The organism is Salinisphaera sp. S4-8, from assembly GCF_040361235.1.
Taxonomy (GTDB): domain Bacteria; phylum Pseudomonadota; class Gammaproteobacteria; order Nevskiales; family Salinisphaeraceae; genus Salinisphaera.
The window spans coordinates 539190-554362 of record NZ_APNF01000001.1; the positions used below are offsets into that span (position 1 = coordinate 539190).

A 15173-nucleotide genomic window follows, 5' to 3' on the forward strand; every position below is an offset into this window, starting at 1 on the left:
GCGTCGAACAGATATGGGCGACCGGGCGTGCGGCCTCGCTGATGATGATGCTCAGCGTGGTACTGCTGGCATTGTTCGCCACGGCATTTCTCGAAGCACCACAGGAAACGGGGTACCCACGCCCGCTACGCGCGCTGGTTTGGGGGGGCCGTCATACTCCTGCCGCTCAACGTCGTTCTGGCGAGCTGGGCACTGGGCCTGCGTATCGGCCAGCACGGCTTGAGCGTCGACCGACTCTGGGCCGTCGTGCTGCTGGCCCTGATCGCCGCCTATGCACTCAGCTATGCGCTGGTGATCCTTTGGTCACGCGCCAAGGCCAGCGCAAGACTGCAGCGGATCAACGTCGTCATGGGCCTGGTCGTCGCCGGCACGCTGATTCTGGTCAACACGCCGCTGGCCGATCTGCGCGCCCTGAGCGCGCATAGCCAGGCCCAACGGCTGACCGAGTCTCGCGTCGCACCGGAGCACTTCGACTACAACTATCTACGCAAAAAGCTCGGCGCCTATGGCGTCGCGGAATTGAAGCGCTTGCGTTACAGCGATTTTGCCGACAGCCATCCACGCGTCGCCCAACGGATCGCGGCCGTACTCGACAATCCGTCGACAACAGATGTCGAACCGACGGTCGATACGACCGACCCCGACGCGATTGCCGCGACGTTCAATATTGTTCCCGGCGATACGGTCGTACCGGCTGAATTCATCACGACAGCCGCCGAGGCATGGCCCGAGTGTCTGCACTCACCGGGGCGTTGTACGCTGGTGCGCGCACAGCATCCGGACATGACTTTCTGGTGGGTTTTCACCCGCTCGTCCTCCGGTCATCGCTATGGTTCGGCCTATGCGCAGATCGACGGCGAATGGCGCAAGGTTGGCCCGGTCTCATCACACGGCTGCGGCGGGGTATCCGAATCCGAAAACGACACGAATGTGGCTCCGCAGGCCGTGCCGGGGCCGTTCGTCGCGTTCAAGGACAAGCGCTGCTTTTATGTCATCACGCCCGATGATACCTACCTGCGCGATCTAAGCGATAGGCGCTGACCGGCCGTTCAAGCACGACATATGGCTGAAACCCGATCGCCATAGCGTGCCCGTGCCGACCCGCGCTCTGCCGTAGGCATGCCGACGTGGCGATGCAGCGCCCGGCACTCGTAGCATGGGATTGGCGATCACGATGCCGACGGATGGCATATCGCGGCCTGGCTTGTCTTATGCGTCGCATTGCTTGGCAGCTGTAACAAAAACACATCGGTGGACCTGACCGGGCGGGACACCGCCGGCGCCCCGTCCTCGCACGGCGACGACAATATCCCGGAGGTGCCCGAACAAGCCGAGAACGCGGATATCGCACCGACCGTGGCATGGTTGCGCGGCCTGGCGTTGCACGCTGAAGATCTCGCCCACGCCCGGCGCTTCGACGGATGCACACTCACCGAGGCGTTCGCGACCTTCGATACCAACCCAAGCGCCGACGCGCCGCGCCGTAGCCGCATTGCCGGTGCATGGCCGCCTTACGTCGCGGCGCTGTTCTCAAGCAATGCACATCCGCGTCGATAAGAAGACAACTTTAATCGACCGGTCTTCCTCATGCTCAATCGACTCGGCATCGGCCGCCGTCTGGGGCTCGCCTTCGGCATATTGACGCTTCTTCTGATCGTCGATACAGCGGTGGCGACCTACGGCCTCAACCACGTGGCCGCCACCGCAACGCGCGCCATCAGCGTGGATACGCAAATCGCGCTCAATTCGGCAGAAGTTCAGCGCCTTGGGCTGCAAGCGCGGCGCTACGAAAAAGACACCTTCATCAATATCGGCAATGCCGCCAAGCGTGCCGACTACAAGCAGGCATGGGACGATAACCACAAGGCACTCGTCGGCGTGCTCCAGCACGGCGAGCAAATGGCCGTAAACGACAAGCAGCGTGCACTCTACCGCGATGCAGCGAGTGCACTTGCCGGCTATCGCGACGGCTTCGATCGGACCTATGCCCGGATCCGAGACGGCGAGTTGAGTTCGACCGCTGCGGCAAATTCTGCATTCTCAGAATACAAACAGTCGATCTACGATCTCGAGTCGATGGCCGAAGCGATCGATCAACTGGCCGATACGCGCATGGCCCAGAGCATTCCCGCGCTCGAGGCTCAGCAGCGCAGTTCGATGATCGCGCTGCTGGCGTTCGCCGGCACAGCAATCGTTTTGGCCATTGTGTTTGCCTGGATCATCACGCGCAGCATTACGAAGCCGCTGGATTACGCCGTCGATGTGGTCGAGAACGTGGCCCGCGGCAACCTGCGCCGCGAGATCACGGTCCGCGGCAGCGATGAAGTCGGCCGGCTACTCGCAGCGATGGCCGAGCAACGCGCACAGCTGACCGCCCTGGTGATCTCGCTACGCGAACTCAGCCAGAACGTGCACGCCGGTGCACGCGAAATCGCCTCGGGCAACGACGAGCTCAGCACACGCACACAGCAGCAGGCGGCAAGCCTCGAAGAAACCGCGGCGTCGATGGAACAGATGACCGCGACGGTCAAACAGAACGCCGACAACGCCACTCAGGCCGACCAGCTCGCCCATGCCGTACGCACACGTGCCGGCGAAGGCGACGAGGTCGTCACCCGCGCGGTGCATGCGATGGGCGAAATCAGCGCATCGAGCAAGCGCATCAGCGAAATCGTCGGCCTGATCGACGATATCGCCTTCCAGACCAACCTGTTGGCGCTCAACGCTTCGGTCGAGGCCGCGCGCGCCGGCGAACAGGGTCGCGGGTTCGCGGTGGTTGCCTCGGAAGTGCGAAATCTGGCTAGCCGCAGCGCAGCCGCGGCCAAGGATATCAAGACACTGGTCGAGGACAGTGCAGCGAAGGTTGCCGACGGTTCGAATCAGGTCGAGCTGTCAGGAACCCTGCTCAAGGAGATCGTCGGTTCGATCGCCCAGGTCGGCGACCTGATTTCCGAAATTGCCGCAGCGGGCAACGAGCAGGCCCACGGCATCGACCAGGTCAATATCGCAGTATCGCAAATGGATACCACGACCCAGAAGAATGCTTCACTCGTCGAGGAGTCGGCAGCGGCGAGTCTGTCCCTGGAAGAACAGGCCGGCGCGCTCGAAAAGCAGATCGCCTTCTTCGAACTACCCGACGAAAACTTCGCGCCTGCAGCCACCGCGGTACAAGCCCGCCCGGCCGACCCGGCCAGGATCGCCACCAAGATGCCACGGCAGGCGCCGGCCCGGCCCATGCCCGAAGAAGATGCCGACTGGGCGACTTTCTAGGTATCGATCTAGCGCATAAAGCGGGCGCGCCCGAGCCGGCCTGAACTCAGGCCGGTTCGGGATCGTTGACTGCCGGGGGTTCGGCGGGCTGGCGCGTGATCTGGGTGCCCACGCCGGCATCGGTGAACAGCTCGAGGAGTACCGCGTTTTCCACCCGGCCATCCACGATATGGGCCGATGTCACCCCCGAAGCCACCGCGTCCAGCGCGCACTGGATCTTGGGCAGCATGCCGCCGTGAATCACCCCGCTGTCGATCAGTTCCCGCACCTGGCCGGGTGCCAGGCCGGTCAACAGATGCCCCTCACCGTCGAGCACGCCGGGCGTATTGGTGAGCAGCATGAGCTTTTCGGCTTCGAGCACGGAGGCGATCTTGCCGGCCACCAGGTCGGCATTGATATTGTAGCTGCGTCCGTCCGCGCCCACCCCGATCGGGGCGATTACGGGGATGAAATCGTCCGCCTCCAGGCGTTTCACGATCCGTGGGTCGATATGCGACACCTCGCCGACGAAGCCCAGGTCGGTATCGTCACCCACCAGCGCCAGCTTGCGGGCATGAATCAGTCCGCCGTCCTTGCCGGTCAGGCCCACGGCACGGCCGCCGTGCTGGTTGATGAGATTCACGATCTCCTTGTTGACAAGCCCGCCGAGCACCATTTCGACCACGTCCATGGTTTCTTCGTCGGTGACCCGCATGCCCTTGATGAACTCGGTCTGCTTACCGACGCGCTCGAGCAGCTTGCCGATCTGCGGGCCGCCGCCGTGCACAACCACCGGGTTGAAACCCACCAGCTTCATGAGCGCGATATCGCGGGCGAAACCAGACTTGAGCTCGGGATCGGTCATGGCGTTACCGCCATACTTGATCACTACCGTCTTGCCGGCAAAGCGCCGAATATAGGGCAAGGCTTCGCCGAGCACGCGGGCCACGCGCGCGGCCTGTTCGGGATCGAGTGACATACGTTTGTGTTGTTCGAATGGTGTCATGGCGTGCTGCTCAGCGGCTGCCGGTCGACCCGAAGCCGCCCACACCGCGGGCGCTGTCGTCGAAGGCTTCAACCACTTCAAGCTCAGGGGCGACCACCGGCACGAGCACGAACTGGGCAATACGCTCGCCGACATCGATAGTGAATTCGGCCGTGCCACGGTTCCAGCAGGACACCATCAACGGGCCCTGATAGTCGGAGTCGATCAGCCCGACCAGATTGCCCAGCACGATGCCGTGCTTATGCCCCAGCCCCGAACGCGGCAGAATCAGGCCCGCCAGGTTCGGATCGGCAATATGAATCGCCAATCCCGTGGGCAGCAGTTCGCATGCGCCTGGGGCGAGCGTGAGCGGGGCCTCGAGCATGGCACGCAGATCGATACCGGCCGAGCCGGCCGTGGCCCGCTGCGGCAATTCGAAATCGCGGCCCAGACGGGCATCGAGCACCTTGACCTGCAAACGGGACATCAAACGTTTCCTTCGGATGAATCGGGTAACAGGCCGACTTCGGCGGCCATGCGCTCGGCGATGAGATCGACCAGCTGTTCGGCCAGTTCTTGCTTGCTGGCCTGGGCAAGTTCACGTTCGCCGCCGTCCCAGACCACGTACAGCGCGTTGTCGTCGCGGCCGAACGCATGTTCCGGGCCGACGACGTTGCCGGCCACCATCGACAGCTTCTTGCGTTCGCGCTTGGAACGCGCACTGGCCTGCATGTCGGTGGTTTCGGCCGCAAAACCCAGCGTGAACAGATAGGGGTGGGCGGCGGCCACGTCGGCGATGATATCGCGGGTCCGGGTCAGCGCCAGGCTGGTATCGCCGTCCGACTTCTTGATCTTGTCGGCCGCGGTGGTCGCCGGCCGGTAATCGGCAACCGCGGCCGCGCCGATGAAGATATCGGCCGTATCGATCACGGCCATGACTGCGGCGTGCATGTCCGCGGCCGACTGTACGTCCACCCGCTCCACGCCGGCCGGCACGGCCAGCGCGGTCGGCCCGGACACCAGTGTCACCCGGGCGCCGGCATCGGCACAGGCCGCGGCCAGGGCATAGCCCATACGCCCGGAAGAATGATTGGTAATGAAACGCACCGGATCGAGCGCTTCGCGCGTGGGCCCGGCGGTGATCACCACGTGCCGGGTCGCGAGCACGCCCTCGCCGGTCGCCGTTTCGAAATAATCGACGACCGCATCGCAAATCGCTTCGGGCTCGACCATGCGCCCCGCCCCGCTTTCACGCTCGGCCAGTGCGCCCTCGGCCGGGCCGATGAACCGCACGCCCCGTGCGCCCAGCGTTTCGACATTGGCACAGGTGGCCGGATGCGCCCACATGACGTGATTCATCGCCGGGGCGACCATCACCTCGGCATGGCTTGCCAGACACAGCGTGGACAGCAGATCGTCGGCCCGGCCAGCACACAGACGGGCCAGCGTATCCGCCGAGGCCGGCGCAATCACGATCAGATCGGCCCAGCGGGCCAGTTCGATATGCCCCATGTTCAGCTCGGCCGCCTCGTCCCAGAGGCTGTCGCGCACCGCGTGACCGGATAGCGCGGCCAGTGTCATCGGCGTGATGAAACGTTTGGCCGACTCGGTCATCACCACCTGGACCTCGGCCCCGGCTTCGACCAGCCGGCGTACGAGCACGGCCGCCTTGTAGGCCGCGATACTGCCGGTCACGCCGAGCAGGATTCTGCGATGAGCAAGTATAGACATGATCGACATTGTACCTGCCTGACTGGACGGCGCTCGCTTTGCAATTACAGGATTGACTCGCTGTACCGGCCGATAACGAACCACGAGGATCGCAAAACAACGATACGGAGGATCTGCAATGGGGATTGCCGACTGGCCGGCCGCGGAGCGGCCGAGAGAAAAACTGCTGGAACGCGGCGCGGGTGCGCTGTCGGATGCCGAACTGCTGGCGATTTTTCTACGGGTGGGCGTACGCGGGGCGAGCGCGGTGGATCTCGCCCGCCAGTTGCTGGCCGAATACGGCAGCCTCGGCGCGCTGCTCGCGGCCGACCAGGCGACCTTTTGTGCCACCAACGGCCTCGGCGTGGCCAAATTCGCCCAGTTGCAGGCGGTCATGGAAATGGCACGCCGTCATGCCACGGAAACCCTGGCCGAGGTGGACGTACTCAGCGCACCGGAAGCCACCCGGCGCTATCTCACCCTCAAACTGGCCCATGTGCCGCACGAGGTCTTCGCCTGTGTGTTCTTGAACACGCGCAATCATGTCATCGCCTTCGAGGAACTCTTTCGCGGCACCATCGATGGCGCGGCGGTCTATCCGCGCGAAGTGGTCAAGGCCGCGCTGCGCCACAACGCGGCCGCGGTGATCCTCGCCCACAACCATCCCTCGGGCGTGGCCGAGCCCAGCGCGGCCGATCGCGATATCACCCATCGACTGGCCGACGCACTCGCGCTGGTCGACGTACGCGTGCTCGATCATCTGGTCATCGCCGCGCGCCAAACCGTCTCGTTTGCCGAACGCGGGTTGCTCTAGCCCTTGCCCACAAAGGCTTCGCAGCGCCGTTAAGACGCGTTAATGTTTCGTTAATTTAAAATTAAGATGATGTGCGCGGACAGATTGCTGTCCCGGCCGGTCTGCACCGGCCCCACCGTTTTGGAGTACATCATGAAGCACATCAATAGACAGGCCGTGATCCTGATCGGCGCCGCCTGCGTACCGTTTGCCGCCATCGCCGCCCCGACCAGCGCCGAGGGCCCGAGCTATACCTATGTCCAGGGCGACTATATCCCCAACGGCAAGGTCGACGGCGCGGATGCCGACTATGACGGTTTCGGCCTCGAAGGCTCGGCGGCCATCGTGCCGCACGTCTATGTAAAAGGCCGTTATGACCGCCTGGATGTGGACGACTCGCGTACCGATGTCGATCGCGGCAGCCTCGGTGTGGGCCTCAACGACTTCTACGACTACGGCGGCGCCGAAGGCACCGGCATCGGCTATTACGGCCAGGTGTCCTACGAGCGGCTGCAGTTCGACGATGTGGTCGGCAGCGCCGATACGAGCGCCACCGGCTACGGCATCGATGCCGGCCTGCGCTGGATGGTCGACCCGGCCGTCGAGATCAACCCGAACATCGGTTATGTCGACTACGGCCGCAATTCCGGCGACGGCGTGGATCTGGGCAAGGGCGACGGCATGCGCTACAGCCTGCGCACGCTCGGCTACCTGACCGACAATCTCGCCCTGTCGGCCGAATATGCCAAGACCGATTACGACATCGGCAGCGCCGGCCTGGACTTCGGCAATGAAGTCAAGGTGGGCGCGCGCTACAGCTTCTAGCGCCGACGGCGTAAAGAATCCGGCGGTCGCGCGGGTGCGCGGCCGCGGTCCCGGCACCCCGCTTCGGCGGGGTGTTTTATTACCGGGGGCGGTCTCTCAGCACAAATACGCTTTGACACACCGCGACCCAGCCACTAGCTTGCGCCAGCCGCGAACTTGCTTATCTTTCAATAAGTTCTGCGCTCAACAGGAGAAGATCCGATGAACAAGACCCTGCTCGCCCTGAGTGTATCCCTGGTACCGATGGTCGGCATTGCCGCGCCCAACGATACGCCCGGCGCGCCCGATTACAGCTATGTTCAGGGCGACTGGATCGTCGATGGCGACGCCCATGGCACCGGTCACGATTACGACGGCTATGGCATCGAAGGCTCGGTCGCGATCACGCCCAATGTTTACGTCAATGGCCGCTATGACTGGGTCGATGTGGACAGCAGTGCGTTCGACGCCAATCGCACCAGCATCGGTGTCGGCGCCAACGATTTCTACGACTTCGGCCGCGGCGATGGCACGGGCGTGGGCTATTACGGCCAGGTCTCCTTCGAGCGCCTGAACCTCGACGACCTGCCGGGCAGCAATGACGATGCCGACGCCAACGGCTATGGCGCCGATGTCGGTCTGCGCTGGATGGTCGATCCGCGTATCGAAATCAACCCGCATGTCGGCTGGGTCGATTACGGCGATCTGGGCTCGGGCCTGGGCGATGCCGACGGTGTGCGCTATGGCGTGCGTGCGCTGGGCTACGTCAACGACGCGCTCGCACTCACGGCCGATTTCCGTGCCAGCGACATCGAGACGTCGCGTCGCGATATCGGCTTCGACAACGAGATCCGTGTCGGCGCACGCGTGAACTTCTAAGACAGCAGCCCGGCTTGCGGGCCGCCGCGTTTCGTACCGGCGGCCTGCAAATTCTGGCGCACAACGGTTGTGTCGCGCGGTTATTGATGGTTAAATGCGCGGCTCGCTGACGCATGAGCGCGCGACCCAGGAGTTAGTCATGTCCCAGATCTGTCAGGTCACCGGCAAAAAGCCGGTCACCGGTTACAACGTCTCGCACGCCCACAACAAGACGAAACGTCGCTTTGTGCCCAACCTGCACTGGCATCGTTTCTGGGTGGAATCGGAAAAGCGCTACGTGCGCCTGCGCGTGTCTGCCAAGGGCATGCGTATTATCGACCGCCAGGGCATCGATACAGTGCTTGCCAAGATCCGCAAGCAGGAGAAAGCATAATGCGCGAAAAAGTACGCATGGTCTCGACGGCGGATACCGGGTTCTTCTACACCACGTACAAGAACAAGCGGAACACGCCCGACAAGCTCGAGATGAAGAAGTACGATCCCAAGGCGCGCAAGCACGTGACCTTCAAGGAAGCCAAGATCAAGTGATCTTCGCTGTACCGGCGTGACGCGCCGGTGCCGATCGCGAAAGAACCGGCCGTGCGCCGGTTTTTTTGTGCGTCCTGCCTTTTGGGGCCGGTCGTCGCGAGATACGCCCTAGTCCCGGCGCAGCAACAGATTGCCCTTGGTATCGACCTCGGCAGACCAGCCTGGCGCGATCCATGTCGTGGTGACCTGCTCGCGCACGATCGCCGGGCCCTCGAAATGCTGGCCTGCGCGTAGCGACTCGCGCTCGTAGAGCGGCACCGCGTCGCCGCATTCATGTACTGCCACGGTTTGCGCGGTCTCGGGCGCGCCTTCGCCAGCTTCGATATCCGGCAGCTCGACATCCGGCACCGGCCCGGCACGGTGCAGGCGCAGATTGACCAGTTCCACACTCAAATCGAAGCGATGGCCGTAGCGCGCTTCGTGCGCTTCATGAAAAGCCCGCATCAGTTCGTCCGGCGCACGCCAGGCGAGATTGAGCGAGGCACTCTGGCCGGCATAGCGCAAATCCGCGCTCAGGCGTTCCTCGATATCGGCTTCGGCCACGCCTTCGGCGACCAGCTCATCGCGGGTGGCTTCGCGCAGTGGCGCCAGCCAGCTGTCGATTTCGTTGCCATCGATATGCGCCAGCGGCTGCAGAATACTCAGCGAGCGCTCGCGCGAACGTCGTGCCACCAGCATGCCCAGCGCCGAGAGCACGCCTGCGAATACCGGAATGAGCACCCGTTTCATGCCCATGCCGTCAGCCAGCGCACAGGCATGCAACGGCCCCGCCCCGCCGAAACACAGCAGGCTGTCGTCGGCCACGGATTCACCGCGGGCAACCGAAATCACCCGCAGGGCACCGGTCATGGCTTCATCGGCAATACGCAGAATGCCGGCAGCGGCCGCTTCCACGCTCAGATCGAGCGGTTCGGCGATACGCGAAACCGCCCGCCGGGCGGCATCCACATCCAGGCCCATATGCCCGCCCAGCTGGGTCGAGGCCGGCAGGCGGCCGAGCACGACATGGGCATCGGTCACGGTGGGCTGTTCGCCGCCCTTGCCGTAACAGGCAGGGCCGGGCTCGGCACCGGCCGAGGCCGGGCCGACCTGTAGCAACCCGCCGGCATCCAGCCAGGCGATCGAACCGCCGCCCGCGCCGATGGTATGCATGTCGACCATGGGCACGGCCACCGGGTAACCGGCGATCCGGGTCTTGCTGGTCAGTGCCAGTTCGTCGGCGACCAGCGCCACATCGCTGCTGGTACCGCCCATATCAAGAGTAAGCACGCGCTCGAGACCGGCTGCGCGGGCCACGAAGCGTGCGCCCAGCAGTCCGCCGGCCGGTCCGGACAACAACAGATTCACGGCGTTGTCCGCAGCCTGGTCGACACCGACCGTGCCGGCCGCGCCGTGCATGATCGCTACCCGTTCGAGCGCCTTTTCGAGCCGGCGCAGATAGCCGCCCACGGTCGGGCCAAGCGCGGCGTTGAGCCAGGTGGCGATACCGCGCTCGTATTCGCCGTATTCGGGCAGCACACGACTGCCGCGGGCAATGGCCAGATCGGGCAATGCGGCGCGCAAGGCGGTTTCGATAGCGGCTTCGTCGTCGCCGTTGAGAAACGCAAACAACAGGTTGATGGCCACCGCCTCCACACCGGCCTCGCGCAGCTTGTCGACCAGCGCGTCGCACATGTCCTCGTCGAGGGCGACCAGCGATTGGCCTTTCGCGTCGCGGCGCGCATCGATTTCGAAACACAGGCCGGGCTCGACCGGGACCGGATTGGGCGCAGGCTCCAGCGCATACAACTCGCGCCGCGCCTGACGACCGATGGTGAGCACATCGGCAAAGCCGGTATTGGCGATATAGGCGGTGCGCGCGAGCTTGTTTTCCAGCACGGCGTTGGTGGCGACCGTCGAGCCATGCACGATACGCCAGTCCGCGGCGGCGTCGCCGGCAAAATGGCGCACGCCGTCGATAACCGCCGCTTCCGGGGCGTCGGGCGTAGAGGCGATCTTGTAGACCGCCAGCCGGCCGTGCTCGCGGGCGATCACGTCGGTGAAGGTGCCGCCGGTATCCACGCCCAGTTCACCGGCGGCGGGCGGGGTCGATTGCGGCTTTGTCGAACGATCGTCGTGGTTTACGGTCATGATCCTGTCAGCGGATGATTCGGCCTCGTGGTGCTGCCCAGTGGGCGGCAGTACCGGAGGACGTGGTACCGGGAACGATCATGGAAAGCGATTTGAAGCTCCGAGCGCAAGGCCTGGTTCGCGATTATGCGGGCCGGCGGGCCGTCGACGGCGTGGATCTGTCGCTTGCGCGCGGCGAAGTGCTGGGCCTGCTCGGGCCCAACGGCGCTGGCAAATCGACCACCTTGCGCATGCTGGCCGGCACCCTCGCCCCGGGCGCGGGGCAGGTCGAGATCGCCGGCTTCGACATGGCGCGCGAACCGCTCCAGGCCAAACGTCATCTGGGTTATCTGCCCGAACATCCGCCGGTCTACGGCGAACTCACCGTTGATGAATATCTGGGCTTTTGTGCGCGATTGCACGCGATCGCGCGTGCCGATCGCCGTGCCGCAATCGAACAGGCGAAAAGCGATTGCGGGCTCGAAGATGTCGGCAAGCGCCTGATCGGCAATCTGTCCAAGGGCTATCAGCAGCGCGTGGGTATCGCCCAGGCGATCGTGCATCGCCCGGATGTGCTGATCTTCGACGAACCCACCGCCGGGCTCGACCCCAACCAGCTGCGCGGTATCCGCGAACTGGTGGCGCGCCTGGCGGCCCGCCACAGCGTGATCGTGTCCAGCCATATTCTTTCGGAAATCGAGGCGGTGGCCGCGCGGGTGGTGATTCTGCATCACGGCCGGATCGTGCTCGACGAACGCCCGGGCATACAGGCCCATGCGCCGGCGGTGATCGACATCACGCTGCGCTCGGGCCCGGATACCGACACACTGTCTGCCCTGCCCGGCGTACAGTCGGTCGCGATGATCGGCGACGGGCGTTGGCGTATCGTCGCCGAGGCCGGACGCGATATCCGCGGCGCGCTGGCCGAAACGGCCGTTCATCACGGCTGGCAGTTGCTGGAAATGCGCAGCCACGCGCCCGATCTGGAAAGCCGTTTTCGCGAGCTCACCCGGGACACGCCGGAGCATGCCGCATGAATGCCCTACGCGCGATCGCCGCCCACGAACTCAAGCGCCTGTTCGTCTCGCCGCTGGCCTGGACGCTGCTCGCCGTCACCCAGCTGCTGCTGGGTATTCTGTTCGCCCTGTCGTTGACCGATATCAGCCTCAACCCGCAGACGGTGGGCGAATACGACGGTATTTCCGCGATCGTCGGCGGCGGTGTGTTCCGGTTTGCCACCGTGGTGCTGCTGCTGGTGGTACCACTGCTGACCATGCGCGCTTTTGCCGAGGAACGTAAAAGCGGCAATCTCGATCTCATGCTGGCCGCGCCCGCGCAACTGTGGGCGATCGTGGGCGGCAAGTTCGCGGCGCTGATGGGGTATCTGAGCCTGATGTTCGTGCTCATCGCGGCCATGCCGTTGTCGCTGGCGCTGTTCACGCCGCTGGATTTCGGTCTGCTGTGTGCCGGGCTGGTCGGCCTGTGGCTGGTCATGGCGTCGTTCGCCGCGCTCGGGCTGTTCGTATCCTCGCTCACCCGCGAGCCGACGCTGGCCGCGGTCGCCACGCTGGGCCTGCTCATGCTGTTGTGGCTGTGCTATGCGGTGTCCACCTTCGACTGGCAGCCGGTCGTGCTCGGCACCACGCTGGCGGTGGGCGATATCGCCCATGCGCTGTCGCTGATCGGCCACCACGATGCGCTGCTGCGCGGCGTGTTTTCGAGCGCCGATGTGCTGTATTTCGTGATCTTCACCCTGTGTTTTCTCGCCCTGACCGTGGTGCGCCTCGATATGGATCGTCACTGATGCGTGCCAGCCATGCCCTGACCTGCGTGCTGATCGTAATCGCCGCACTTCTGGCCGGCGCGCTCAGCCAGCGCTTTTCTGTGAGTGCCGACTGGACGGCCGGCAATCGCAATTCGCTGTCGAGCGCCAGCCAGCAGGTGCTCGACGCGCTCGACGCCGGGCCGATTTCGTTTGTGGCCTATATCTATCCCGGCCCGCGCCGTGCCGACGTACGCGAACGCCTGGCGCGTTATACGCGCGCCAGTTCGCGCGTGACGCTGGAATTCGTCGACCCCGCACGCGATCCGCGGCAGGTGCGCGCACTGGGCATCGGCGATCAGGGTGCGCTCCAGATACGCTATCAGGGGCGCAGCCAGACGGTGACCGATTTCAGCGAAAAGAGCGTGACCAACGCCCTGCAGAAGCTCTCGGTAGCCAAGAATCAATGGGTCGTCTTTCTATCCGGTCACGGCGAGCGCTCGCCGTCGGACACGTCCAATGGCGGCTATAGCGAACTCGCCGCCGCCCTCGATGCCCAGGGCCTGACCACGCGCAGCCTGAATATTGCCGAGGCCGCGGCCATTCCCGACAACGCCGCGATCGTGGTCATCGCAAGCCCCCAGCGCGCGCTGCTGCCCGGCGAAGTGCGCATGCTGCGCGACTACGTCGCCCGCGGCGGCGCCCTGCTCTGGGCCGACGATCCCGGCCCGCGCTACGGCCTGGAACCGCTGGCGCGCGATCTGGGCCTGCGCTGGCTGCCCGGCACCCTGATCTACCCGGATTTTCGCGAACTGGGCACAGGCCATCCCGCGATCGCGCTGGTTGCCAACTATCCGAATACGCCGATCACCGACAACCTCACCCAGATCGGTCTATTCCCCTACGCAGGCGCACTGGCGCGCGCGGATGACGCGCCCGACAACGACTGGCAGGCGCAGACCTTTTTGCGTTCGAGTACGCGCAGCTGGCTGGAAACCGGTCCGCTGGATGGCCAGCAAAGCCTGACCTTCGAGCCCGATCAGGGCGATACCCGCGGCCCGCTGGATATCGGCATCGCGCTGACCCGTGCCGTGAACACCGATGCCGGCCAGTTCGCCCAGCGCGTGGCCGTGGTCGCCGACAGCGACTTCATGACCAATGGCCATCTCGACCGGCTCGGCAACCGCCCGCTCGCGCTCGCCCTGTTTCAGTGGCTGGGTTTTCGCGACGCCCAGATCGCGGTCGATGTCGCCAAGGCCCCGGATACGCGCCTGCAACTCAGCCCGGCACAGATTCGCGGCTTCTGGTGGGTGTATGTGCTGATTCTGCCCTTCGTGTTACTGGGCTTCGGCCTCTGGCGCTGGCAGCGCCGGCGACGGCGCTAACATCGCGATGAATCGCAAGCGACTGATTTTCAATAGCGCGCTCATTCTGGGCATCGCGGTACTCGGGCTCACCCTGTGGCTGCTGCGCAAACCGACACCCGCGCCGCCCGAAACGGTCAGTGCCCTGCCCGCCGATACGATCACCGCCATCGAAGTGCATCTGCCCGATGCCATCGTGCAACTCGATCGCAGCGGTGCCGGCCACAACTGGCAAATGCGTAAACCTATCGCCGCCCCGGCCGATACCGCGCCGCTCGAAGCCATGCTGGCCCTGGCCGATGCAACGCCCACGCAGCGCTACGAGCGCGGCGCGATCGACGACAAGACCACCGGGCTCGATGAGCCGGCGCTGGTGGTGCGCTTCAACGGCGAAGCCCCGATTGCCGTGGGCAATGAAGGACCGACGCCGGCCAGCCGTTATGTCGCCACGCCGCATGCGCTGCTGCTGGTCGAGGCCGAGCGCCTGGCGCGGCTACCCGCGAACTGGCGCAACTGGGTATCGCCCACGCTGCTGACCGACGATGCCGATCTGAGCGAACTCATATTGCCTCGGCTGACGCTGACCCGGAGCGATACCGGCGGCTGGCAGGTGGCGCCGGCCAAGGCCGATCGCGGGGCCGATTATGCCCAGGCCACCATCGATGCCTGGCGCCACAGCAGAGCACTATCGCTCGAGCCCGTCGATGCCTCACGCGCGCGCATTGCTCGTGTGACCCTGCGCTACGGCGACGACCGTATTCGCCATCTGGATGTGATCGAACGCGAGCCGGAACTCATCCTGCGCGATGCCGGGCGCGGTATCGACTACCACTTTGCTGCGCATCTGGCCGCGCCGCTGCTGGATATGCAGCACCCGGACACACTCGGCGCGGGGCGCGCACGCAGCCTGCAACCCTCGGCGATTCCGCTGACCCCGGCAGACGACGGCGCCGCAGGCACTACATCGATGCCAGACTAGACCGCGCCCCT

General features: G+C 64.8%; 16 protein-coding genes. 12 read left to right on the plus strand and 4 right to left on the minus strand.

The window, feature by feature from the left end; translation table 11 throughout:
* Window positions 1-159: 159 nt before the first annotated feature.
* The 3 genes from S4A8_RS02490 (at window position 160) to S4A8_RS02500 (ending at window position 3270) form a co-directional block, all read left to right on the plus strand.
* Window positions 160-1041 carry a DUF4153 domain-containing protein gene (locus tag S4A8_RS02490; protein ID WP_353218934.1) on the plus strand — a complete coding sequence of 294 codons (882 nt, stop codon included), beginning with the start codon at window positions 160-162 and terminating at the stop codon, window positions 1039-1041.
* A 210-nt stretch (window positions 1042-1251) separates the two neighbouring features.
* Window positions 1252-1557, plus strand: a complete 306-nt coding sequence (locus S4A8_RS02495; RefSeq protein ID WP_353218895.1) for a hypothetical protein — start codon at window positions 1252-1254, stop codon at window positions 1555-1557.
* Window positions 1558-1587: 30 nt separating this feature from the next.
* On the plus strand, window positions 1588-3270 hold the full coding sequence (locus S4A8_RS02500; RefSeq protein WP_353218896.1) for a methyl-accepting chemotaxis protein: 1683 nt from the start codon (window positions 1588-1590) through the stop codon (window positions 3268-3270).
* A gap of 46 nt (window positions 3271-3316) precedes the next feature.
* On the opposite strand, the gene argB is transcribed toward S4A8_RS02500, so the two are convergent.
* Genes argB through coaBC form a run of 3 tightly spaced genes read right to left on the minus strand, consistent with a single transcriptional unit; the run spans window position 3317 to window position 5965 of the window.
* Window positions 3317-4228: an acetylglutamate kinase gene (gene argB / locus S4A8_RS02505; protein ID WP_353218897.1), complete on the minus strand. Its 912-nt coding sequence runs from the start codon at window positions 4226-4228 to the stop codon at window positions 3317-3319.
* Between the two features lie 37 nt (window positions 4229-4265).
* A complete protein-coding gene (dut, locus tag S4A8_RS02510) occupies window positions 4266-4721 on the minus strand; it encodes a dUTP diphosphatase (RefSeq protein ID WP_353218898.1) in 456 nt (151 codons plus the stop codon).
* Entirely contained in the window at window positions 4721-5965 is a 1245-nt protein-coding gene (coaBC, locus tag S4A8_RS02515) for a bifunctional phosphopantothenoylcysteine decarboxylase/phosphopantothenate--cysteine ligase CoaBC (protein WP_353218899.1), read from the minus strand. The genes dut and coaBC overlap by 1 nt, the downstream gene beginning before the upstream one ends.
* A 118-nt stretch (window positions 5966-6083) precedes the next feature.
* Here coaBC and radC point away from each other — a divergent pair, with 118 nt between their 5' ends.
* The 5 genes from radC to rpmG all read left to right on the plus strand — a co-directional run bounded on the left by radC (window position 6084) and on the right by rpmG (window position 8948).
* The gene (radC, locus tag S4A8_RS02520; protein ID WP_353218900.1) at window positions 6084-6758 is read left to right on the plus strand and encodes a RadC family protein; all 675 of its coding nucleotides are present in this window, start codon (window positions 6084-6086) and stop codon (window positions 6756-6758) included.
* 132 nt (window positions 6759-6890) lie between these two features.
* Entirely contained in the window at window positions 6891-7562 is a 672-nt protein-coding gene (locus S4A8_RS02525; protein WP_353178894.1) for an outer membrane beta-barrel protein, read from the plus strand.
* Between the two features lie 201 nt (window positions 7563-7763).
* A complete protein-coding gene (locus S4A8_RS02530) occupies window positions 7764-8420 on the plus strand; it encodes a putative outer membrane beta-barrel protein (RefSeq protein WP_353178896.1) in 657 nt (218 codons plus the stop codon).
* A 139-nt stretch (window positions 8421-8559) separates the two neighbouring features.
* Window positions 8560-8793 (plus strand): 50S ribosomal protein L28, encoded by a 234-nt coding sequence (gene rpmB, locus S4A8_RS02535; RefSeq protein WP_006912358.1) that lies wholly within the window; start codon window positions 8560-8562, stop codon window positions 8791-8793.
* Window positions 8793-8948: a 50S ribosomal protein L33 gene (gene rpmG, locus S4A8_RS02540; protein WP_209060564.1), complete on the plus strand. Its 156-nt coding sequence runs from the start codon at window positions 8793-8795 to the stop codon at window positions 8946-8948. Before rpmB ends, rpmG begins: the two co-directional genes overlap by 1 nt.
* A gap of 108 nt (window positions 8949-9056) precedes the next feature.
* On the opposite strand, the gene S4A8_RS02545 is transcribed toward rpmG, so the two are convergent.
* On the minus strand, window positions 9057-11078 hold the full coding sequence (locus S4A8_RS02545) for a hydantoinase/oxoprolinase family protein (protein WP_353218901.1): 2022 nt from the start codon (window positions 11076-11078) through the stop codon (window positions 9057-9059).
* An 80-nt stretch (window positions 11079-11158) separates the two neighbouring features.
* Between S4A8_RS02545 and S4A8_RS02550 the strand changes: the two genes are divergently transcribed.
* Genes S4A8_RS02550 through S4A8_RS02565 form a run of 4 tightly spaced genes read left to right on the plus strand, consistent with a single transcriptional unit; the run spans window position 11159 to window position 15162 of the window.
* A complete protein-coding gene (locus S4A8_RS02550) occupies window positions 11159-12094 on the plus strand; it encodes an ABC transporter ATP-binding protein (RefSeq protein ID WP_353178900.1) in 936 nt (311 codons plus the stop codon).
* On the plus strand, window positions 12091-12861 hold the full coding sequence (locus S4A8_RS02555) for an ABC transporter permease (RefSeq protein ID WP_353218902.1): 771 nt from the start codon (window positions 12091-12093) through the stop codon (window positions 12859-12861). The genes S4A8_RS02550 and S4A8_RS02555 overlap by 4 nt, the downstream gene beginning before the upstream one ends.
* Entirely contained in the window at window positions 12861-14204 is a 1344-nt protein-coding gene (locus S4A8_RS02560; protein ID WP_353218903.1) for a GldG family protein, read from the plus strand. Before S4A8_RS02555 ends, S4A8_RS02560 begins: the two co-directional genes overlap by 1 nt.
* Before the next feature lie 7 nt (window positions 14205-14211).
* Entirely contained in the window at window positions 14212-15162 is a 951-nt protein-coding gene (locus S4A8_RS02565; RefSeq protein ID WP_353218904.1) for a DUF4340 domain-containing protein, read from the plus strand.
* Window positions 15163-15173 lie beyond the last annotated feature (11 nt).

Bases quoted from the DNA above. Each gene is read 5' to 3' on its own strand.
- rpmB (WP_006912358.1), top strand. From the start codon at position 8,560: ATGTCCCAGATCTGTCAGGTCACCGGCAAAAAGCCGGTCACCGGTTAC.
- S4A8_RS02565 (WP_353218904.1), top strand. From the start codon at position 14,212: ATGAATCGCAAGCGACTGATTTTCAATAGCGCGCTCATTCTGGGCATC.
- S4A8_RS02550 (WP_353178900.1), top strand. From the start codon at position 11,159: ATGGAAAGCGATTTGAAGCTCCGAGCGCAAGGCCTGGTTCGCGATTAT.
- S4A8_RS02525 (WP_353178894.1), top strand. From the start codon at position 6,891: ATGAAGCACATCAATAGACAGGCCGTGATCCTGATCGGCGCCGCCTGC.
- S4A8_RS02530 (WP_353178896.1), top strand. From the start codon at position 7,764: ATGAACAAGACCCTGCTCGCCCTGAGTGTATCCCTGGTACCGATGGTC.
- S4A8_RS02555 (WP_353218902.1), top strand. From the start codon at position 12,091: ATGAATGCCCTACGCGCGATCGCCGCCCACGAACTCAAGCGCCTGTTC.
- S4A8_RS02500 (WP_353218896.1), top strand. From the start codon at position 1,588: ATGCTCAATCGACTCGGCATCGGCCGCCGTCTGGGGCTCGCCTTCGGC.
- coaBC (WP_353218899.1), bottom strand. From the start codon at position 5,965: ATGTCTATACTTGCTCATCGCAGAATCCTGCTCGGCGTGACCGGCAGT.
- S4A8_RS02560 (WP_353218903.1), top strand. From the start codon at position 12,861: ATGCGTGCCAGCCATGCCCTGACCTGCGTGCTGATCGTAATCGCCGCA.
- argB (WP_353218897.1), bottom strand. From the start codon at position 4,228: ATGTCACTCGATCCCGAACAGGCCGCGCGCGTGGCCCGCGTGCTCGGC.
- radC (WP_353218900.1), top strand. From the start codon at position 6,084: ATGGGGATTGCCGACTGGCCGGCCGCGGAGCGGCCGAGAGAAAAACTG.
- rpmG (WP_209060564.1), top strand. From the start codon at position 8,793: ATGCGCGAAAAAGTACGCATGGTCTCGACGGCGGATACCGGGTTCTTC.
- dut (WP_353218898.1), bottom strand. From the start codon at position 4,721: ATGTCCCGTTTGCAGGTCAAGGTGCTCGATGCCCGTCTGGGCCGCGAT.
- S4A8_RS02545 (WP_353218901.1), bottom strand. From the start codon at position 11,078: ATGACCGTAAACCACGACGATCGTTCGACAAAGCCGCAATCGACCCCG.